Origin of the sequence: Adhaeribacter terrigena (assembly GCF_016623615.1) — a bacterium.
GTDB lineage: Bacteria > Bacteroidota > Bacteroidia > Cytophagales > Hymenobacteraceae > Adhaeribacter_A > Adhaeribacter_A terrigena.
Genome location: NZ_JAEHFX010000004.1, coordinates 351,729 through 372,740, shown reverse-complemented (window position 1 = coordinate 372,740; position 21,012 = coordinate 351,729). Strand labels below are relative to the sequence as shown.

17 protein-coding genes are annotated in these 21,012 nt (G+C 46.5%); 12 read left to right on the top strand and 5 right to left on the bottom strand.

Annotated elements, in window-relative coordinates; all coding sequences use genetic code 11:
- The first annotated feature begins 268 nt into the window (after positions 1-268).
- Together I5M27_RS10520 and I5M27_RS10515 are read left to right on the top strand one after the other, a co-directional pair.
- The gene (locus I5M27_RS10520) at positions 269-1,711 is read left to right on the top strand and encodes a DEAD/DEAH box helicase (RefSeq protein ID WP_200506166.1); all 1,443 of its coding nucleotides are present in this window, start codon (positions 269-271) and stop codon (positions 1,709-1,711) included.
- 69 nt (positions 1,712-1,780) lie between these two features.
- Positions 1,781-2,323, top strand: a complete 543-nt coding sequence (locus I5M27_RS10515) for a hypothetical protein (RefSeq protein ID WP_200506165.1) — start codon at positions 1,781-1,783, stop codon at positions 2,321-2,323.
- Between the two features lie 365 nt (positions 2,324-2,688).
- Here I5M27_RS10515 and I5M27_RS10510 read toward each other — a convergent pair whose 3' ends face one another.
- From I5M27_RS10510 to I5M27_RS10500, 3 genes are all read right to left on the bottom strand, one after another.
- Complete coding sequence (locus tag I5M27_RS10510) at positions 2,689-3,147, bottom strand: hypothetical protein (protein ID WP_317193582.1); 459 nt, start codon at positions 3,145-3,147, stop codon at positions 2,689-2,691.
- A 145-nt stretch (positions 3,148-3,292) separates the two neighbouring features.
- Positions 3,293-3,931, bottom strand: a complete 639-nt coding sequence (gene upp, locus I5M27_RS10505) for a uracil phosphoribosyltransferase (protein WP_200506164.1) — start codon at positions 3,929-3,931, stop codon at positions 3,293-3,295.
- Positions 3,931-4,866, bottom strand: a complete 936-nt coding sequence (locus I5M27_RS10500) for a GNAT family N-acetyltransferase (protein ID WP_200506163.1) — start codon at positions 4,864-4,866, stop codon at positions 3,931-3,933. The genes upp and I5M27_RS10500 overlap by 1 nt, the downstream gene beginning before the upstream one ends.
- 277 nt (positions 4,867-5,143) lie before the next feature.
- On the opposite strand from I5M27_RS10500, the gene I5M27_RS10495 reads away from it, so the two are divergent.
- Complete coding sequence (locus I5M27_RS10495; protein ID WP_200506162.1) at positions 5,144-6,868, top strand: hypothetical protein; 1,725 nt, start codon at positions 5,144-5,146, stop codon at positions 6,866-6,868.
- Positions 6,869-6,994: 126 nt separating this feature from the next.
- Here I5M27_RS10495 and I5M27_RS10490 read toward each other — a convergent pair whose 3' ends face one another.
- Positions 6,995-7,219 (bottom strand): hypothetical protein, encoded by a 225-nt coding sequence (locus tag I5M27_RS10490; protein ID WP_200506161.1) that lies wholly within the window; start codon positions 7,217-7,219, stop codon positions 6,995-6,997.
- A 148-nt stretch (positions 7,220-7,367) separates the two neighbouring features.
- Here I5M27_RS10490 and I5M27_RS10485 point away from each other — a divergent pair, with 148 nt between their 5' ends.
- The 6 genes from I5M27_RS10485 to I5M27_RS10460 all read left to right on the top strand — a co-directional run bounded on the left by I5M27_RS10485 (position 7,368) and on the right by I5M27_RS10460 (position 14,047).
- Positions 7,368-9,203 carry an ABC transporter ATP-binding protein gene (locus I5M27_RS10485; protein WP_200506160.1) on the top strand — a complete coding sequence of 612 codons (1,836 nt, stop codon included), beginning with the start codon at positions 7,368-7,370 and terminating at the stop codon, positions 9,201-9,203.
- A gap of 372 nt (positions 9,204-9,575) precedes the next feature.
- Positions 9,576-9,947, top strand: coding sequence for a hypothetical protein (locus I5M27_RS10480; protein ID WP_200506159.1), 372 nt, complete (start codon positions 9,576-9,578; stop codon positions 9,945-9,947).
- A 6-nt stretch (positions 9,948-9,953) separates the two neighbouring features.
- A complete protein-coding gene (gene lpcA, locus I5M27_RS10475) occupies positions 9,954-10,532 on the top strand; it encodes a D-sedoheptulose 7-phosphate isomerase (protein WP_200506158.1) in 579 nt (192 codons plus the stop codon).
- Positions 10,533-10,932: 400 nt separating this feature from the next.
- A complete protein-coding gene (locus tag I5M27_RS10470) occupies positions 10,933-12,471 on the top strand; it encodes a YifB family Mg chelatase-like AAA ATPase (RefSeq protein WP_200506157.1) in 1,539 nt (512 codons plus the stop codon).
- A gap of 263 nt (positions 12,472-12,734) precedes the next feature.
- Positions 12,735-13,397 carry a porin family protein gene (locus I5M27_RS10465; RefSeq protein WP_200506156.1) on the top strand — a complete coding sequence of 221 codons (663 nt, stop codon included), beginning with the start codon at positions 12,735-12,737 and terminating at the stop codon, positions 13,395-13,397.
- A gap of 107 nt (positions 13,398-13,504) precedes the next feature.
- On the top strand, positions 13,505-14,047 hold the full coding sequence (locus I5M27_RS10460) for a GNAT family N-acetyltransferase (protein ID WP_200506155.1): 543 nt from the start codon (positions 13,505-13,507) through the stop codon (positions 14,045-14,047).
- A gap of 229 nt (positions 14,048-14,276) precedes the next feature.
- Here I5M27_RS10460 and I5M27_RS10455 read toward each other — a convergent pair whose 3' ends face one another.
- Positions 14,277-15,356 carry an acyloxyacyl hydrolase gene (locus I5M27_RS10455; RefSeq protein ID WP_200506154.1) on the bottom strand — a complete coding sequence of 360 codons (1,080 nt, stop codon included), beginning with the start codon at positions 15,354-15,356 and terminating at the stop codon, positions 14,277-14,279.
- A gap of 261 nt (positions 15,357-15,617) precedes the next feature.
- Between I5M27_RS10455 and I5M27_RS10450 the strand changes: the two genes are divergently transcribed.
- The 3 genes from I5M27_RS10450 to mfd all read left to right on the top strand — a co-directional run bounded on the left by I5M27_RS10450 (position 15,618) and on the right by mfd (position 20,883).
- A complete protein-coding gene (locus I5M27_RS10450) occupies positions 15,618-16,313 on the top strand; it encodes a porin family protein (protein WP_200506153.1) in 696 nt (231 codons plus the stop codon).
- 258 nt (positions 16,314-16,571) lie between these two features.
- Positions 16,572-17,246 carry a porin family protein gene (locus tag I5M27_RS10445; protein ID WP_200506152.1) on the top strand — a complete coding sequence of 225 codons (675 nt, stop codon included), beginning with the start codon at positions 16,572-16,574 and terminating at the stop codon, positions 17,244-17,246.
- A 271-nt stretch (positions 17,247-17,517) separates the two neighbouring features.
- A complete protein-coding gene (mfd, locus tag I5M27_RS10440) occupies positions 17,518-20,883 on the top strand; it encodes a transcription-repair coupling factor (RefSeq protein WP_200506151.1) in 3,366 nt (1,121 codons plus the stop codon).
- Positions 20,884-21,012 lie beyond the last annotated feature (129 nt).

Here is a 21,012-nt window from a genome sequence, read left to right as displayed (position 1 = left end):
TTTCACCACCAAACTCATCAGGCAATAAAACGCTAGCGTTTTATCATAAAAAAGGGAAGCTAAAGCTTCCCTTTTTTTATGCTCTTCCATTTCCTGATAACTAATTTACTTTCAGAAACGCTATGGTTTTCGCCCCAAAAACTCTTAATTCAAAAACCTTCTTACGCGTAAACTGAGCAGACTTTGCCTGGCAATATTTCGTACAAAAGTCATCCGCCGTTTTTTGCGTACCTTTGCAGACTATTTCAAATAATTTACCTGTACCGATATGACCGACGAAGCGATAGACCAGAACGAAGAAACCCAAAACAAACCTGCTGAAAACACGGAGCAATCTGCTGAAAACGCAAACGAAACCGAAGAAACAGCAGCGCCGGAAGTTTCCTTCGAAGATTTTAAGCTGAACCGCCAGTTGCTGAACGCCATTGAGGAAGCCGGTTTCAAAAACCCGACCCCGGTACAGGCCAAAACCATTCCGCTCATTAACGCCGGCCACGATGTGATGGGCATTGCGCAAACCGGAACCGGCAAAACCGCTGCCTTTGTACTCCCGATCTTAATGAAGGTGAAATACGCGCAAGGCACCAATCCAAGAGCTTTGATTGTAGTACCCACGCGCGAGCTGGGCATGCAGATAGAAGACCACATCAAGCAACTGGCTAAATATACCGACATCCGTTTCTTTGCGATCTACGGTGGTCTGGGGCCGAAAAGCCAGATCGAACAGATCGAGAAAGGCGTGGATATTTTAATTGCCACGCCGGGCCGTTTGATGGAGCTTTACCTGAAAGGCGCTTTGATTCTGAAAGAACTAAAAACATTGGTGCTGGACGAAGCCGACAAAATGATGGACATGGGCTTTATGCCGCAGATCCGGGCTTTGCTGGAAGTTATTCCGCGGAAGCGCCAGAATTTGCTTTTTTCAGCAACCATGAGTCCGCGCATTGAGAAGCTTTCCGAAGAATTTCTGGAATTCCCGATGAAGGTGGAAATTACCCGCCAGGCCACGCCGGTAGATACCGTTACCCAGGTTTTGTACCACGTGCCGAATTTACCGACCAAAATTAACCTGCTGGAATACCTGGTGCGCGACGAAGAAAAATTCAACCGCGTGATGATCTTCTGCCGCAGCAAAGCCACCGCCGAAAACGTTTCCAAATTCCTGGGTCGGAAAGTGAAAGGCGAAACGCGCGTGCTGCACGGTAACAAAGGCCAGAACACCCGCATCAACGCAATTGAAGATTTCCGGAACGGCGACATCCGCTTTCTGGTAGCTACCGATGTGGCCGCCCGCGGCATTGATGTAAGTTTGGTGAGCCACGTGATCAATTTCGATGTGCCGGCCATTTACGAAGATTACGTGCACCGCATTGGCCGCACCGGCCGGGCTTTCAACGAAGGCCATGCTATTACGTTTGCCAACGAAGCCGAACGCGCCAGCATTGGCGAGATCGAGAAACTGATGCACATGAAAATTCCGGTGGCCGAAATGCCGGAAGAAGTGAAGATCGAGAAAACCGGTTTCGACGAAAAGCAGAAAATTGCCAAAGACCTCGACAGCCAGAAACGTAAACTCGATCCGGATTTTAAAGGCGCGTTCCACGAGAAAAAAGAATATCTCCGCGAAGGCGTGATCGATAAACGAACCGGGAAACCTTTTGTAGAAAAGAAACCTACGAAGATCAGAGGTTTCAGACGGAATAAAGCGTAACCGAGTTTAAGCCCTTTCCTGATTCAGGGGAGGGCTTTTTTTTTGGTATATTGGGAAAGAATTACGACAATGAAATTAATTCACCTGACCCTATATTTAATTTTCCTTGTAGGATTATTCAGTTCCTGCGAAAGACAAGATGACTTTTATTCTGCCACAAAAATTATAAACGCACCAGATACAATACAAGTAAATAGAGAATTCCCTTTCAGGTTGATTTTACGTAACGACAGTAATAATGAGATGAAGTTCACTATTGATCAAACTGTCCAAAAATCCCTATTCTTTAATCTGAACTTCTATTGCGATACTACTTTACTGCATTCTGACGTACCTAATCCAAAGTCTTTTGACGAAAATTTCAAGGTATATATGTTAAAGAAAGGCGACTCCTTAACGTTCAATCTTTCAGGGATTTTAATGAGCCAACCCAATGACGGCTTAGCTTTCAAAGTAAAAGGTTATGAAAATGAAAGGGTTTACAAGCTCAAAAATCCAAATTGTCAGAAATTCAACATTGATTTTAGCGGCATGTGGCTGCCCGGTGAGACTTGGGCTTTTGATGCAATGGAAGGATATAATTTCCGAAAAACAATTTTTGTAACGCAGTAATTTGCTGTTTTCTCCCCAAAAACGCTACCCTTTTCCCGCAAAAAAGTCGCAATAACGTGCAGACAGGTCAAGCCCAATGCCGTCAAGTTAAGATACTAAGCAAAACGATATTGCGTCATTCAGAGCTTGTCGAAGAAACTATTGAATACTACAATGGAATTTAGAGCGACTAAGCGATAAATTCCTTGCGGGATCGGTATGAGATAGCCCCCCAAGGTCGGGATGACCAAATAAATTAAAAGGATCCCTAAAGTTGACGGCATTGGGTCGCGACCTGTCCCTACACAATCATAAAATCAAAAAAATCACTGATCAGACAGAAATCCTGAAATCCATTAATCTGACAAATCCCAATTCAGACAACATTACTTCCCAATAAACGGAATATCCCAGTGCCGCAGATTGATTAACGCAAAGGTGAAGATGGTTCCCCAGAGCACGGCGCTCCAGAGCATGTGCAGCAGAATTTGTCCGCGTTTGGCGCCTAAAACCGTGGCGATGATGGTGCCGATGATGGGGCTGAGAATTAACGGGGTAAGAAAAGCAATGCCGCCCATCCCGAATTTCTGCCACACTTTTACAATGCGGCGGCTCTTTTTATTGAACATCGGCTTGTTTTTTTCGCGGCGGCGTTTGGCGTAATACCGCGTGGCCGCCGAACCCAGCAAGCTGAAAATGGTAACGCTCGTCATCATGCCGCCCACGGTCAGCCCGAAAGTTTGCCAGAAATTTAAGCCCAATGCAGCACCCGTAAGCGGACCGCCAAAGAACTTGACCATGCTGAGCAAAAAAACGGAAAGATATTTGGCAAAGGTTTCGAACACTGATTTTACTTTTTAACCGGAAAACGCTACCGTTTTTATACGGAAAAACCGCGCTTCCGAAGGCCTTGAAAACGCAAACTTAACCAAAACATTATGTTCGGGGGCGTTACGGCCGAAAATTTAAATGGGAACAGGTTTTACAGACTTAGATCTTGGCGCCGTAAGCCAGGTTGCCGGCGTCGCCGAGGCCCGGAATGATGTAGCTGCGCTCATTCAGTTTTTCGTCTAACGCGCCGAGCCAGATCTTTACGTTGGGCAGTTCCTGCTGAATGTGGGCGATACCTTCGGGGCTGGCTACGCAGGCGGCAATATGGGTTTCGCGGGGCATGCCGAAGCGCAGCATGGCCTGGTAGGTTAACGCCAACGACTTGCCGGTGGCCAGCATCGGGTCTACCAGCAGCAGGATTTTATCTTCCAGCGAAACCGAAGTCAGATAATCTACCTGGATCTGCAGATCGTGCGTTTTTTCAATGCGGTAGGCGGCTACAAAAGCGCTTTCCGAGGCATCGAAATAATTCAGGAAACCCTGGTGGAAAGGCAAACCGGCCCGCAGGACGGTAGCTAAAACCGGAAATTCGGCAGGCATAAAAGCAATTGTTTCGGCCAGCGGGGTTTGCACTTTTTGGGGCGAATAGGGTAGCGTTTTGGAAATTTCGTAAGCCATTATTTCGCCGAGACGCTCTAAATTCCTCCGGAAACGCATGCTGTCTTTCTGCACCGATTGGTCGCGGAGCTGGGCCAGGAAGTAACTGGCAATTGAATTTTCTTGGGTTAAAATGCGCATTATTTTATCAGCAGTTTCAGGTAAGCAGGTAAATTGTTGCGGCTTACGGAAAGGTAAGATACGGGTTTTGCCCCGAAACTGCTATAGAAACGCGCTAAATTCGGAATGCTGCTGCCTTCAAAATCTAAAATGGTTCTGCTGCCGGCGTGCTGCTGCACCAGTTGGTCTAAAATAAACGCCATAGCGCCGTGCTTTTTGCCGGTTTCGGAGGTGGCGCTAAAGAGAAAAATAAGTTTACCGGGCTGCTTTAAAAACAAGGCGCCGGCTATTAATACCCCGTTTTTTCTTATTTCGGAAATTTGCACGCTAGCGTTTTTAAGCAGAAAAGCATACTGGTTTTGGAACAGATGGTAATGCCGGTCTTTTACGTCTTTCAGATCTTTGCCGCGCGTTTGCCGGTAGAGTTTTATGAGCTCCGAAAGGTTTTCTGAAGTTGTAACCTGAAAATTTTCCTGCTGCGCTTTTTTCAGATTCCGTTTCAGATTGGTCGCGTAGTTTTCCCGCAAATTTTCATAGCGTTTTGCCAGATCAAGGTGATACGTTACGCGCGGTTCGCTGGAAAAACCTTCCGGCAAAGCCCCGATCGCGTGCGTATTGCTGGTATTCAGCTGCAAGTAAATTTTCCGGAAGGGTTGCGGAATGACGCTTAAATAAGCAGAAACGGAAGTTATTTTACTTTCCGAAGTGGTAAATAAACCGAGCTGCTGGGAATGGAAAGGCTGGTATATAAATTTCTCGCCGAGGCGCTTTTTAAACGGCAACGGGAAAACCGAAACGTACTTCCCATTTTGTATTTCTACAATTGCATCCCAATTCTCATTCGTGGAAACTTCCAGGTAACCGGCGCAGGCATAGAGCATTTGCTGCGCGGAATGTTGCACGCAATGGTCCCAGAGCGCAAAATCAATTTCGGAATGTTTCAGGTATTGGAGCACAGCCGCAAATTAAGAATTAAGAATTAAGAATTGGGAATTTCTATACTCCTGGCAATTCCCAAAACGGTCGGCTAAAGCAGACGGCCATGCAATTTCTTAGGATATGCAATTGAGTTTTCAGCTAAAAAAGCGTACCATTTTCTAAGGCACAGCTATTCTATTACCGGGCTTTTTAAGACGTGGAGCACTAAAATTACCAACCCAAACCATCCAAAATCAGTACATTGGTTTTCTGCGGCGGAATTCCGTTATTTCGCCTTTGTTTCCCGACCCGAACATGAAATTCATTTTTAGTTTTTTCCTGCTTTTTGCTACCGTTTTTTCCGTTTCCGCGCAAAGCACCTACGTTCCTTTAGACGCCGATAAATACCGTTTAATAGACCGATACGCACTCAAATACGCCGACAGCATTCCGGAACTGCACACCAGCATTAAACCCTACAAACGCGAAACGGTAGCCAAACTGGCCCAGAAAGTGCTGCGCCACGAAACCAACCTTTCCAAAGCCGACCGCTTTAATTTAACCTATTTGCTGCAGGATAACTGGGACTATGTTCAAACCGAAGCGCCGCAATTCTCCACCGATTCTTCCGGGAATAAAGTGGCCGTTACCGAAGTTTTTCCCGCAGAAGATTTCAACGAAAGCCGCAAACCAATTTTAAAGCATTTCTACCGGAACAAGACCGATCTTTTTCATGTGGAAACCGAAGATTTCACCTTGCGGCTGAACCCGGTGCTGCATTTCCAGCTGGGTAAAGATTCTGATTCTGAAGGCCTGCGTTACATCAACACGCGCGGTTTGCAGGCCGAAGGAACCATCGATAAAAAACTGAGTTTCTATACCTTCATTGGCGAAAACCAGGCGCTTTTTCCGCAATACGTGAACGATAGAATTGCCCGCGATACCATTGTGCCGCACGAAGGGTACTGGAAAAATTTTAAGGAAGACGGTTACGACTTTTTCACGGCGCGCGGCTACGTAAACTATGCGCTCAGCAAACACATCAACATCCAGCTGGGCCACGACAAGAATTTCATCGGCAACGGTTACCGTTCGTTGATTCTTTCGGATTACGCGCCGGGTTATTTCTTTTTGAAACTGAATACACAGGTCTGGAAACTGCAGTACGAAAATATTTTTGCCAGCATGAACGCCGACCACAGCATTGGCGACAAGCTTTACCCGAAAAAATATTTTGCTTACCACCACCTGAGCTACAACATTAAGCCGAACCTGAACGTGGGCGTTTTCGAGAGCGTGATCTTTGCGCGCGGCAAAGGCAATTTTGAGCTGGAATACCTGAACCCGATCATTTTTTACCGCTCCGTAGAACAACAACTCGGCTCCGAAGACAACGCTTTATTAGGGCTCGATTTCAAGTGGAACATTAAAAAACGTGTGCAGTTGTACGGCCAGGTGATGCTCGATGAATTCTTGCTCAGCGCCATAAAAGAACGCAACGGCTGGTGGGCCAACAAACAGGGCGCACAGCTCGGAGCCAAATACGTAGATGCGTTCGGACTGGAAAACCTGGACCTGCAAGGCGAATTCAATTACCTGCGGCCGTATTTATACCAGCACGAAAGCCGTTTCACCAATTACCAGCATTACCAGCAGCCGCTTGCCCACCCCATGGGTGCTAACTTGTCGGAATTAATGGGCATTGCAAGCTACCAGCCCATTGGCAAACTCAACATTACCGGCAAAGCCATTTTCACCCACTTCGGCGCCGATACCGATTCTTCGAACTGGGGCGGCAATGTGCTGAAACCATACGTTCCGCACCCGCAGGATTACGGCAATAAAGTAGGCCAAGGAAATACCACCAATTTATTACATTTAGACCTGACGCTTTCGTACCAGTTAAAACCAAACATGTTCATCGACCTGAGCCAGATCCTGCGCCGTACCGATGCCGAATTAAATGAATTTGATAATTCTTCGTCGTTTTCTTCGGTTTCTTTCCGCTGGAATATCGGTCAGCGGTTGCATGAGTTTTAATGTTCAGGCGAAATTAGCAAGCTATAGATACAAGTGCATAAAAAAGCATCGGGTGGAAACGCCTGATGCTTTCTTATGACAACAATCTACCAGTAAATATTAACCTGAATATATCAATGTATATATTTAATATCTGCGCATAGATTTAAGGTTACTATGCTTCTTTAAGTCGGAATAACTAACTTCGTTGTAATCGCCAGTAACAGCATCATATACAAAGGCACTTGATCCCACAGTAGTTAAGTGATACCTTGGAACTTCATCTGTTGCGTTTGAATTCATTTTGGCACTCAGAAGAAGCATAAAGCCACAGCCAGCTAAAAATCCGTAAAACAGGTTCGATTTTTTCATTTTCTTAATTCAGTTATTTCAGCTCTTTAAATAGAGAAAAACTTTCTGTTATTCCAAAAACGCTATCGTTTTCTTCTTCAAAACCCATCATTCCTAATTCTTAATTCCTAATTCTTAATTATAAAGCAGAAGGCTGTACCTTTGCGGCGTGAAAACTTATTTACGCATTCTGAATTTTGCCCGGCCGTTCAGCCGTTACGTGCCGCTTTATTTTGCCTTCACGCTGCTGGGCACGTTTTTCGGCTTACTGAACTTTACGTTTCTAATTCCGCTGCTTAACGTTTTGTTCGACGAAGTGCCGAAAAGCGAGGCGGTGCAAATGGTGAGTTTACCCGAATTTTCGGTTTCCATTGAATACGGAAAAGCGCTTTTTAACTACTATTTCGGTACCATTTTACTCGAAACCGGTAAAGCCGGCGCATTAAAATTTGTCTGCCTGATCATTCTGGCTTCGGTACTGCTTTCTAATTTATTCAAGTACCTGGGCCAGCGGGTAATTGTGCAGCTGCGTGCCCGAGTGGTAAAAAACCTGCGCCACGATGTTTACGAGCGCATTACGCAACTGCAGCTCGGTTATTTCACCAACGAACGCAAAGGCGACTTAATGAGCCGCATGACCAACGACGTGCAGGAAATTGAAAGCTCCGTGATCAGTACCTTAACCACCGTGGTGCGCGAGCCGGTGGCTATTATCGGGTTCTTCATTATCCTGTTTACCATGAGCGTAAAACTGACCTTGTTCACGCTCATTATTTTGCCGCTTTCGGGTATAATTATTTCGGCGCTTTCTAAAAAACTGAAACGCAAAGCCAAGGAAGGGCAACATTCGCTGGGCTCTATTCTTACTGTAATAGACGAAACGCTGGGCGGCATGCGGGTTATAAAAGGCTTTAACGCGCAGCCGTATATCATGCGCAAATTCAAGGAAGAGAACGACCGTTACGCCCGCATTGTAAAGTCCATGTTTAACAGCCGCGACCTGGCTTCGCCCCTTTCCGAAGTGCTGGGCGTGGGCGTGGTAACCATTATTTTATACTACGGCGGAAGCATGGTGTTAAACAACGAATCAGAGCTTTCGGCGGCGGAATTTATTGCTTACGTGGTGTTTTTCTCGCAGGTATTGGTGCCGGCCAAAGCGCTTTCTTCCTCGTTCAGCAACATTCAAAGAGGTTTGGTGGCCGGCGAAAGAATTCTGAGCATCATCGATACGCAGCCAACCATCCGCGACAAAGCCGATGCCCGGCAGTTGCAGCAGTTCGAAAACCAGATCGAATTCCGGAACGTGCGTTTTTCGTACGAAAAAGATACCGTTTTAGACAACATCAACCTCACCATTCCGAAAGGAAAAACGGTGGCCCTGGTGGGTCCTTCCGGTTCCGGAAAATCTACGTTGGCCGACTTGCTACCACGTTTCTACGACCCGACTGCCGGCGGAATTTTTATTGATGGTACTGACATAAAAGACTGTACGCTGCATTCGGTCCGGAATTTTATGGGCATTGTAACGCAGGAATCCATTCTTTTTAACGACACCATTTTCAACAACATCGCATTCAACAAAGAAAACCCGACGATGGAAGAAGTGGTAGCGGCCGCCAAAATTGCCAATGCCCACGAATTTATCATGCAAACGCCGGATGGCTATGAAACCATGATCGGCGACCGCGGCAGCAAACTATCGGGGGGACAACGGCAGCGCCTGAGCATTGCCCGCGCCGTGCTCAAAAACCCGCCGATCTTAATTCTCGACGAAGCCACTTCCGCCTTAGATACCGAATCGGAAAAACTGGTGCAGCAGGCGCTAACCAATCTCATGCAAAGCCGCACGTCGCTGGTAATTGCTCACCGTTTGAGCACCATTCAGCACGCCGACGAAATTATTGTAATGCAACATGGTAAAATTGTAGAACGCGGCACCCACGATGAACTTTCGATGAATAACGGCCTGTACTCCAAACTAAACCAGATGCAGGTTTCGGGCTGAGTTTTGAATGGTTTAATTAGGGAATGATTGAATTAGTGAATGGGAGAATGGGAGAATGATTGAGTTAATGAGTTACGGAGTTAGTGAATTCTAGAATGAGTGAATGTTAGGGTCAGAGAATTAGAGAATAACTATGAAACGGAATGCTGAAATGCAATATTTTTCAGTTAAAAAACTCTCAGATATTATAAATTAAAATTCTACCATTCACTCATTCTAGAATTCACTCATTCAGTAACCCAATCATTAAAAAACGCTATGCTTTTTGCCTAAAAAACTCGTACAGCGTAACAATTTAGCCGTTTAACCATTAAACCATTAAAAAATTAGGTAGCTTTACTTTTTCCGGATCTGAACTAACCTTTTGCCTGAATGGAAACATTAAGAAAATTTGTGAACGTTGTTGTATTATTGTTCCTGGGTTATGCTTTGCTGGTAATGCTCAATATTATCAGTACGCCTTACCTCGACGAAACCCTCACCACTTTTAACCCGGAGAATTATTACAAAACGATCTTCGGAATTGCCGCCGGCCTTTTACTGGTTTATCTACTGATCTCGAACATGAGCATTCTGGCCTTAAAACGCGAACGCGCCAACTTAAACAACCGCATAAACGAACTTAAAGCCAGCCTTTACGACCGGAAAGCCGAAGAAACCCGCGACTATACGAGCCAGACCCGTCCGGCCACCAACCCGATTTCCAAGCCAGACCCGATTTTTCCGCCCGATAACCTGCAATAATTTTTTATGAATTCTGCCGAACATATTTTAGCCGAACTTACCGAAGCGCAGCAGGTTTTAAGCACTTTTTTAGCCCAAAAAGATACCGTTTCCGCCATCGAACAAGCCGCCAACCTCATGGCCGGAGCGCTGAAGAACGGTGGTAAAATTTTAAGCTGTGGCAACGGCGGTTCCATGTGCGATGCCATGCATTTTGCCGAAGAACTTTCGGGCCGCTACCGCGAAAACCGCAAAGCCCTGGCCGCCCTTTCCCTCTCCGATTCGGCCCATATCAGCTGCGTAGCCAACGATTACGGCTACGATTACGTGTTCTCGCGCGGCGTAGAAGCGTTCGGCCGCGAAGGCGATGTATTACTGGCCATCAGCACCAGCGGCAACTCTAAAAACGTACTTTTAGCCGCCCAAGCCGCCAGAGAACTGGGCATGAAAGTAGTGAGCTTAACCGGGAAAGACGGCGGAAAATTAGCCGCCCTAAGCGACGTAGAGATCAGAGTGCCGCACTTCGGTTACGCCGACCGCATCCAGGAAATCCACATCAAAGTGATCCACATTTTCATGCTCCTGATCGAAAAACAGCTGGCTTAGAAATTCCTTTATTCCGGCTTTCGGGTCATTCCGAGCCTGCGGGGAATCTATTTCAGGCACAATGGAATTCAGTGCGACTGAGCAATGAATTCCTTACGACAGGTTTTGTCAGAGTTTTCAGCCTCGAAACCATAGCGTTTCCCACAAACCTGTAAGGTTTCTTAAACTTCCCAGGTTTGGCAGATTGAAAAAACTTTACCTTAGCCTGTGGCGCACGGACCAAAGCAATTCAGCAGCATTTCAGATCAAAACGCTATCCTTTCCCCGCAAAAACTCAAGCCCTTTCCTTCAATACGAAATATTTCAACCTTCCGGAATTTATTTCTTACACAAGCTGTTCGCACACCAATCTCTCAAAAATTAACAAACCAAAAACGGTATCCTTTAAGGCAAAAAAAGTATGCTTACCAAAACCTACGGCAGCGCCGTTTTCGGCGTAAATGCGGCCACCATTACCATAGAAGTAAACGTAACGCCCGGCACCAAACTTTTTATGGTGGGCCTGGCCGACAGCGCCGTAAAAGAAAGCGAACAACGCATCGAATCGGCCCTGAAACATTACGGCTACCGCATGCCGCGCCAGAAAGTGATCATTAATTTAGCGCCTGCCAATATCCGCAAAGAAGGCTCCGCTTACGATCTTCCCATTGCGTTGGGCATGCTGGCCGCTTCCGAGCAGATGCCCGCCGATAAACTGGGCGACTATTTAATTATGGGTGAACTTTCTTTAGACGGCGAACTTCGCCCGATAAAAGGCGCTTTGCCCATTGCCATTCAGGCCCGCAAAGAAGGGTTTAAAGGTTTTATTCTTCCCGCGCAAAACGCCCGCGAAGCCGCTATAGTAAATAACCTGGAAGTTTACGGCGTAAAGAACATCAAAGAAGCCATTGGTTTTTTCTGGGGCGATGACCCGATCCAAGCCACCAAAATAGATACCCGCGAAGTTTTCCAGAATAACGTAGATAAATACCTTGCCGATTTTGCCGATGTACAGGGCCAGGAAAATATAAAACGCGCCCTGGAAATTGCCGCCGCCGGTGGTCATAACGTGATCATGGTCGGTCCGCCGGGCGCCGGTAAAACCATGCTGGCCAAACGCCTGCCATCCATTCTGCCGCCTTTAAGTTTGCAGGAAGCTTTAGAAACCACCAAGATCCATTCCGTAGCCGGCAAATTAGGTGAAGCCGCTTCGCTGCTTTCTACCCGGCCGTACCGCGCGCCGCACCATACCATTTCCGATGTAGCCTTGGTTGGCGGGGGCGGAAATCCGCAACCCGGCGAAATTTCCCTTTCTCATAACGGGGTTTTGTTTCTGGATGAACTTCCGGAATTTAAGCGCACGGTGCTGGAAGTGATGCGGCAGCCGCTGGAAGAACGCAAAGTAACCATTTCCAGAGCCAAAGTTTCCATCGATTTCCCGGCCAACTTTATGCTGATTGCCAGCATGAACCCCTGCCCCTGCGGCTACTACAACCACCCTGAGAAAGACTGCGTCTGCGGACCGGGCGTAGTGCAACGCTATTTGAATAAAGTAAGCGGCCCGCTTTTAGACCGGATAGACCTGCACGTGGAAGTAACGCCGGTAACCTTCGATCAGATGACCGAAACCCGCAAAACCGAAAGCAGCGCCGATATTCGCGAACGCGTCATAAAAGCCCGCGAGGTGCAATCGGCCCGTTTTCAGAATTTCCCCGAAATTCACGCCAATGCGTTAATGCCTTCGCAAATGGTAAAAGACATCTGCCAGATAAACGAAGCCGGAAAAAAACTGCTAAAAACCGCTATGGAACGCTTAGGCTTATCGGCCCGCGCCTACGACCGCATTCTGAAAGTAAGCCGCACCATTGCCGACCTGGCAGGCAGCGAAACCATAAAAGTAGAGCATTTAGCCGAAGCCATTCAGTACCGTAGCTTAGACCGCGAAGGCTGGGCAGGCTAAACCAAAAGATTTTACTTGTTGAACAAAATAGAAACCGGCCAGAAGCCGGTTTTTTTTATTGTCCAGGCCCTCTGCAATGTACCAAAATAGAATTTACCTAATAAAAACCTGACTAAACAAAGTTGAATGAAATAATGTTTTAATTTATTTATTTATAAATTTATTTAAAATAATTATAACTTTATTAATTTTCATTGCGTAAAAGTTCAAAATATTATTAGATATTTTAAACAAAATCTCTCAACCTAACTTCCGAATTGATTATGAAAAAACTATTACTAGGCGCATTCCTGGTACTTAGCGGTATGGCGGTACAAGCGCAGGAAATTATCCGTCCCTTATCTGCAGGATTAAAAGCAGGGGCCAATATGGCCAACATTCTTCAGGACGGTTCTTCAAACAAAAGTATTTATGGCATACAAGCGGGTCTGGTAGCAGATTACCTGCTTACTAAAAAACATGCGGTGCGGGCAGAGCTGCTATATTCCGGCAAAGGTTTCGTGCAAACTGAAATGCAGGTGAAAAATTCACTCACGTATCTGGAACTACCGTTGCTTTATAAACGCTCGTTCTTTTGCCATAAAAAAGGCGGCAATGTTTTAGAGCGTAGCCGTAAAGGAAATTTCTTTGCCCTGGCCGGCCCGCAGTTATCGGTGCTGTTATCTTCTACCGCCAAAATCCAAAATTCAGCGCTGGTAGCGGAAGGTTCTGCCACAACCACCGGCTTGTATGCCTATACCCGGCCTTTCGATATCAGTGCGGTTGCAGGCGTAGGTTATTGCCTTAAAAATGGCTTCTCAATCGATGCCCGGTACGCGTTGGGCTTGCGCCATTTACACGGTTCACCGCACCTGCTTATCCCGCAGAATGCTCAAAACTCCACGCTACAAATGGGCATTAGCTATTTAATGCCGGTAAATTTCTGAAATAGAAAATCCCCGCTTTACGCTTAAAAGATCTGACCTGAAAGAACTGCTTTGGTTTTAATAGAACGGAAGCAGTTTTTTTATGCTTTTCTGTGTAATTTTGCCTCATGATCACGATCCGCGACGCTAAGATTTCCGATTTACCCGAAATAGTAGAAATCTACAATTCCACCATTGCCGGCCGCATGGTAACCGCCGATACCGAACCTGTTTCGGTAGCCGAAAGAACAGCCTGGTTTGAAAGCCACAACCCGGAGAAACGCCCGCTTTGGGTAGCCGTGGAAGAAGAAAAAGTGGTAGCCTGGATCAGTTTTAAATCTTTTTACGGCCGTCCGGCTTACGACCATACCGCCGAAATTGCCATTTATTTACGCGAAGATTACCGTGGCCAGGGCATAGGGCGCGAATTGCTGGAATATGTAATAAAACTAAGCCCGAACCTGAAAATAAAAACATTGCTGGGCTTCATTTTCTCGCACAATGCGCCAAGCATCGGTTTATTCGGCAAAGCCGGTTTTACCATCTGGGGCCATTTGCCAAAAGTGGCCGAAATAGACGAAAAAGAATACGACCTGCTTATTCTGGGCCTGCGCCTGAAAACAGTAGCTCCTAACGCTCCGGAAGTTATTCCCGGTCCCTCGTTGAATTAATGATTGAATTGGTGAATGAGTGAATAAAGTTACTATTCACGCATACTTTTTATATACTGAAGTTACCTAGATTTTTTGTCTCCCTTTGGAGGTGGGGTGGGGGGAGGACCACACATTTCTGAAAAAAATTAGATAACTTAAAAATCCTCCCCCACCCCCCTAAAGGGGGACTTCCGCTTTTATTGTGCAAAATCACGAATTCCCACATTCAATTCACTAATTCTAGCTTTCAAAACTTATACCCCAGCCGGTACTCCAGTACATCGGCGGCAAAGCCATGAATTTTCAGATCTAAGGCGGTGAAGATCTCAGGAGTGAAGTGGTATTTTAAACCCAGGCGTTCGTAATAGGGCGTTCCGTTTTTATAAGGGCGGTAAGCGTAAAAACCCACCTGCGTTTCCAGTGCCAGATCGCCGAATCCTAATTCATGCCCCAGAAATATGCCCAGCTTTTTAGTATCCGGGAAAGGCTTGCCGGTTAACGTGGTATCGGTTTGTTGCTGCACTTTCAGGGAACGGTCGAAAAAAGCTTCGGCTCCCAAAACCAGGTTGCTTTTGCGGTTTAAGGGTTTTGCAACTGAAAACGATACCGATTGCACCAGGTATTTTTTGGTATCGAGCGGTCCGATCTGGCGCCAGCCGGCGGTGGTGCTGAGCGTGTAAAACAGTTTTGGATCGAATTCGGGTAGCGTTTTGGTTTCGGTAATAAAAGCCGGAACGGTATGAAAATTGACGCCAAAAGTCAGGGTTGGAATGTTCAGGCCCAGGTTTGGTTTTTTAGTGGCGCCGTTGGAATAATGATTCAGGCCTAAACCGAGCAGCAAAGAATAATGCGGCGCCAACCGGTAATCGTATTCGAAACGGGTTTGCAGGGTTGCATTAAGGGCTGAACTGGCTACGCTGTTTTTGTGATTCGTTTCCTGATCGTAGCCTTCGGTTAAATATGCCATTCCCAGGCCCAGACGATAATTCAATTCGCCTTTTCGGGCGCGCCAGAGCGTTTTATTAATGTAGGTGCTGGCCGCAACAGATCTGCCCAGTTTCGGATTATGATAATGGAAATATACCAGCGAATAACCCACTTTCGGAAACTGGTAAAGCTGGTGCCAGGCTTTTTTGCCGGTAGTTTGTTTCTGCACATTCAATTCGAAACCCGTTGGGTGCGAAACCGCTAAATGTTGCATGAGCGGCGAATGCGCAATAATAAAGCCGCCGTTCGCATACGCACCCAAAACCCAGGGCTGCGCGGCCCGCTGCGCAAAAACGTTGCTGCTGAAAAAGGCAAAAAATACAAGTAACCAAACGCGCATGCAGCCAAATTAAATTAAAGGCAATTTCAGCATTACGGCCAACAATGGCAAATGAGCAAATGAGTGAATGAGTGAATAAATAATGAAAGTAAGGAGCAACAGTATTGTTCAAGGTTTCATTATCCTTCCTTATTTATTCACTCATTGTCCAATTCTCCCACTATTACATTCTACCATTCTCTCATTTCATCATTCTCCCTTTTTGCTCGTTCAATCATTTTCATCGCACGTATAAGCTCTTAAAAAACGCTATCTGTTTCTATGAAAAAACTGTTACTGCCAGCGCTGCTGATTTTTTTTACCACGTTTGCTTCGGCTCAGAGTTTCCGGTTTGGCGGAAAAGGCGGCTTAAATTACACGGGACTGACCGCCCAGGGCACCAACGAAAACGCTTTTGAGAACAAGTTGGGCTGGCATGCCGGCTTGATGGTGAACATCCAATATCCCGGCAATACCTGGTTCTCTATTCAGCCGGAGTTGCTTTATACCCGGAAAGGTTATGAGAATTTCAGCGATCCGGTAGAAATAAGAGATAGCCAGCAAAACCTGCTTTACTCCGAACAACAGGGAGGCCTGGTGCGGCTGAATTACCTGGAATTACCGGTAATGTTCAACTTCCGACTGGGGCTTCTGTTCCTGGACGCCGGCCCGCAGCTTTCTTATCTGGTTGGTTACCGCAACGAAGCTTTTATTACCCAAACCTTCCCCGATGGCTCCGAAACCAGCCAGGACAGCCCTGTAAGGCAATATAGCAAAGACAGACTTCGCACTTTCGATTTTGGCCTGGCCGGCGGTTTGCGGCTTCAAACGTTGAACGGCGCGGCTCTGGGCATCCGGTATTCCCAGGGTTTCAGGAAACTGGACGATGCCGATAGCCTGGAGCCCGGAGTCCCGGCTGCGCCCACTGCCCGGAACCATGTTTTTCAGGTGTATGTATCGTATTTGCTGCCGGAATAATTCCCAGATAGAGGTAGTATTTTAAGAAGTTAAGCAGTCAAACAGCTGTAAAAGCATGCAAACCTTTCCAACGTTAAAAGCCTGTATTCCTGATAATTACTCCATTAAAATTATCACAATCATATATTCCACAAAAAAAATATTACAGAACAGCAATATAAATTTTGCAACTCTATTCCCCGATTACGTATAGATAGCAGAAATACAACTACACCAAAAGTCAAAATAAAACTAATTATTCCATTAAATTCTATTACTATGAAAAAGGCGTTATTACTAATTGCAGCAATCTTTGCTTTTAACTTTGCCAATGCCCAGGGCTTTAAATTCGGCTTAAAAGGCGGGGCAAACTACTCTAATGTTACCGGCGGCGATAAAGAAGATTTCTTTGGCGACCCGGACTATAAAACCAGCTACCACTTTGGCGTTGTAGGCCTTTATGAGCTGGATGCAGATGGTTTTTTAGGCATTAAGCCGGAATTACTATACACTTCTAAAGGCTACCAGTTAAACAATAAATTCGATAACGAATTGGGTGGTAAAACCGACTTGGAAGTAAAAACCAACCTGAATTACATCTCCCTGCCTATTTTGCTGAACATTAACGCGGGCGGCCTGTTCTTCGAGCTCGGGCCTGAATTTGCTTACTTAGCAGCTGCTACCGGCGAAGTGAAAGTAGACAAAAGAGATGCTAACGGCAACAAAATAAACGACGACAAAAATGAATACCAGATAGACGAAGATGCGTTCGCTGGTTTTGATTTCGGTTACGTAGCCGGTATTGGTTACCAGTCAGATATGGGCTTGGGCATTGGTTTGCGCTATAACGGTGGTATGAAATCTATTTTCGACACCAAAGACAGCGAAGAGCCGAACGTGAAAAACTCCAACTTCATGCTTTCTTTAAGCTACATGTTTGGCGGCGGCAACTAAAAAACGCTATCCTTTTTAATCCGAAAACCCGTATCGCTCCACCCGGTACGGGTTTTCCTTTTTTAATACTTTTCAGCCTCAGCTGGCTACCGTTTTCAGGCTGTAACCTCACGAGTTTCCGAAACCTGTAAGGTTTATTTTTTAGAATATAATTCTTGGTGAAACGCTATGCTTTAAGCCCGAAAAACCCAAAGCCGCTGGCATTCGTTTTCCGGTTTAAGTGCCCGCAAAAACAAGTATCTTTGTAGCCGAAACTGATAAGTGATTCCGTTTGAAAGTATCTGATTTTCTTGAACTCTACCGCCACGACGGGCTGGTGCAAACCATTGCCGAACATCTCCGCACGTCCGATAAAAGCCGTTTGCAAATAAAAGGCCTCGTAGGCAGCCAGGATGCCGTTTTAGCGTCTGCGCTTTACACCGCTGCAGATCACCACCACATTTTTGTACTGCACGACAAAGAAGAAGCGGCGTATTTTCTGGCAGATCTTCAGAGCCTGATCGGCGATCAGAAAACGCCTTTGCTTTTCCCTACTTCCTACAAAAAAGCCTATCAGTTCGACGAAACCGAGAACGCCAACATTCTCATGCGCGCCGAAGCCCTGAACCAGCTCAGCGCGCGGCACCCCAAAGGCGAACTGATCGTAACCTATCCGGAAGCGCTTACCGAAAAAGTGATCAATAAAAAATCGCTGGTAGCCAATACCTTCGGGGCGAAAGTAGGAGAAAAACTGGATAGCAACTTCCTTTCGGAACTGCTGGCAACTTATGATTTTGAGCGTACCGAATTTGTGTACGAACCCGGTCAGTTTGCTATCCGCGGCGGTATCATCGATATTTTTTCTTATGCCAACGACCTGCCTTACCGTTTGGAATTGTTCGGCGACGAGATCGAAAGCATCCGTACGTTCAATCCCAACACCCAGCTTTCGGTTGAAACCAAAAAGCAGATCTCTATTATCCCGAACGTCCAAACCAAACTGCTGCAGGAAACCCGCGAATCGCTTTTAGCTTTCCTGCCGGAAAATACGCGCCTGTGGTTTAAAGACGTGCGCCAAACGCTGGAAGTAATAAAAGACCAGTTCGAAAAAGCAGCGCAGGCTTTTGAGCAAATGCTGGTTGAAAGCAGCGGCGTGCAAATTGTTTCCAAACCGGAACAGCTTTTCGAGAATGGCAAAGACTTTAAAAAGCAACTGGAGAATTTCGACGTCCTGGAATTCGGCAAACGTTTTTACTTTAAAGAAGCTACCGTTTTTCAGTTTCCCGGTCATCCGCAACCTTCCTTTAACAAAGATTTCGGCTTACTGGTAACTAATTTGCACGAAAACCAGTCGAAAGGTTTTACCAACATCATTGCCGCCGAATCGCCGAAACAGATCGATCGCCTCACCACCATATTCGATGAGCTCGACCACGACGTGCGCTTTCAGCATTTGCTTATTTCCCTGCGCGAAGGCTTCATCGATGACCAACTGAAACTGGTTTGCTACACCGATCACCAGCTTTTTGAACGTTTCTACCGCTACAAAGACAAACCGAAGTTCAGCAAAAACAAAGCGCTTACTTTAAAGGAACTCCGCACGCTGCAACCCGGCGATTACGTAACGCACCAGGATTACGGCATCGGACGTTTTGCCGGTCTGGAAAAAGTGGACGTAGGCGGAAGGCTGCAGGAAGCCATCCGGTTGGTTTACCGCGACGACGATCTGCTTTACGTTTCCATTCATGCGCTGCATAAAATAAGCAAATATTCAGGCAAAGAAGGTACGCCGCCGAGCATGAGCAAACTGGGTTCACCGGAGTGGGAAAACAAAAAAAGCAAGGTCAAGAAAAAGGTAAAAGACATTGCCGAAGAACTCATAAAACTTTACGCCAAACGCAAAACCGCGCCCGGTTACGCCTTCACCGCCGACGGATTTTTACAGGCTGAACTGGAATCGTCGTTCATTTACGAAGACACCCCGGATCAGGCCAAGGCCACCGAAGACGTAAAAGCCGACATGGAACAACCGCACCCGATGGACAGATTGGTTTGCGGCGACGTAGGTTTCGGCAAAACCGAAGTAGCCATCCGCGCTGCGTTCAAAGCCGCCTGCGATGGGAAACAGGTTGCCATTCTAGTACCAACCACCATTCTGGCCATGCAGCACTACAAAACCTTCCGCGACCGGTTAGAGAAATTCCCGATCACGGTAGAGTTTGTAAACCGTTTCAAATCGCCGAAGCAGGTAAAAGATACGCTCAAGCGCGTGGAAGAAGGCAAAGTGGATATCCTGATCGGCACGCACCGCATTGTCAGCAAAGATGTGAAGTTCAAAAATCTGGGCTTAATGGTGATCGATGAGGAACAGAAATTCGGGGTAAAAACGAAGGAAAAGCTGAAGGAAATGCGCGTAAACGTAGATTCTTTAACGCTTACCGCTACGCCCATTCCGCGTACGTTGCACTTCAGTTTAATGGGCGCCCGGGATTTAAGCGTAATTGCCACGCCGCCACCAAACCGTCAGGGTGTGCAAACCGAACTGCACGTGTTCGATGAAGTCGTGATCCGTGATGCGATCAGTTATGAACTGAAACGCGGCGGTCAGGTTTTCTTTGTGCACAACCGCGTAAAAGACATCGATGAAATTGCGAACCTTATTCTGAAACTGGTACCAGACGCTAAAGTAACGTTCGCGCACGGTCAAATGGACGGCGACATACTGGAAAAACGCATGATGCAGTTCGTAGACCACGAATATGATGTGCTGGTTTCCACCAACATCATCGAATCCGGTCTGGATATTCCGAACGCGAACACCATCATCATTAACCGGGCGCACATGTTTGGTCTTTCAGATCTGCACCAGATGCGCGGGCGCGTGGGTCGAAGCAATAAACGCGCTTTCTGCTATTTGTTAACGCCGCCGGTGTCCGGGTTGCCTTCCGATGCGCGTAAACGTTTGAGCACACTGGAAGAGTTTTCGGATCTGGGCGATGGGTTTAAAGTAGCGATGCGGGACCTGGATATCCGGGGCGCAGGAAATTTACTGGGCGGCGAACAAAGCGGCTTCATTAACGACCTCGGGTTTGACATGTATCACAAAATTCTGGACGATGCCGTGAAAGAACTCAAGGAAGGTGAATTCCGCGAACTGTTCCAGACCGATGTGGATAAGCTGAACGAATTCCTGGACGTGGTACGCGAATGCTCCATCGAAACCGATCTGGAAGTGTTGATCCCGGAAACCTACGTGGCTAACATTTCTGAACGATTGAATCTGTACAGCAAGCTCGATAACGTTAAGGATTTGCAAAGCCTGGAAAAACTGCAGGCCAGCATCATCGACCGGTTCGGGCCGCTGCCAAGGGAAGTAGTACAGCTGATCGAGATCGTGAAATTGCGGTGGGATGCGCAGGAAATGGGCTTCGAGAAACTCACCATTAAACGCGAAACCATGAAAGGGTATTTGCCGGCCGAAAACAACGAAAAATATTTTCAGTCCGAAACCTTTGGCCGTGTGCTTGGTTATGTTCAGGCACACAGCAAAACTTCGCGCTTAAAAGAAAGCAAAGACAAGCTGATCGTGATCTTCGACAACGTAAAAACCATTAAAGCTGCCCGGGGTATTTTCGCAGAGCTGCTGGATAAACGCTAGGGTTTTAACGGTAAAAAGTAAGCCGTTCACGGAAAAAAGGTGCGCCAAGATTTTGATTTAGAAAAACATAGCATTTCATAATATAAGACACACTATTTATGCCAGTATTTTACAACACTTCTTTTTATT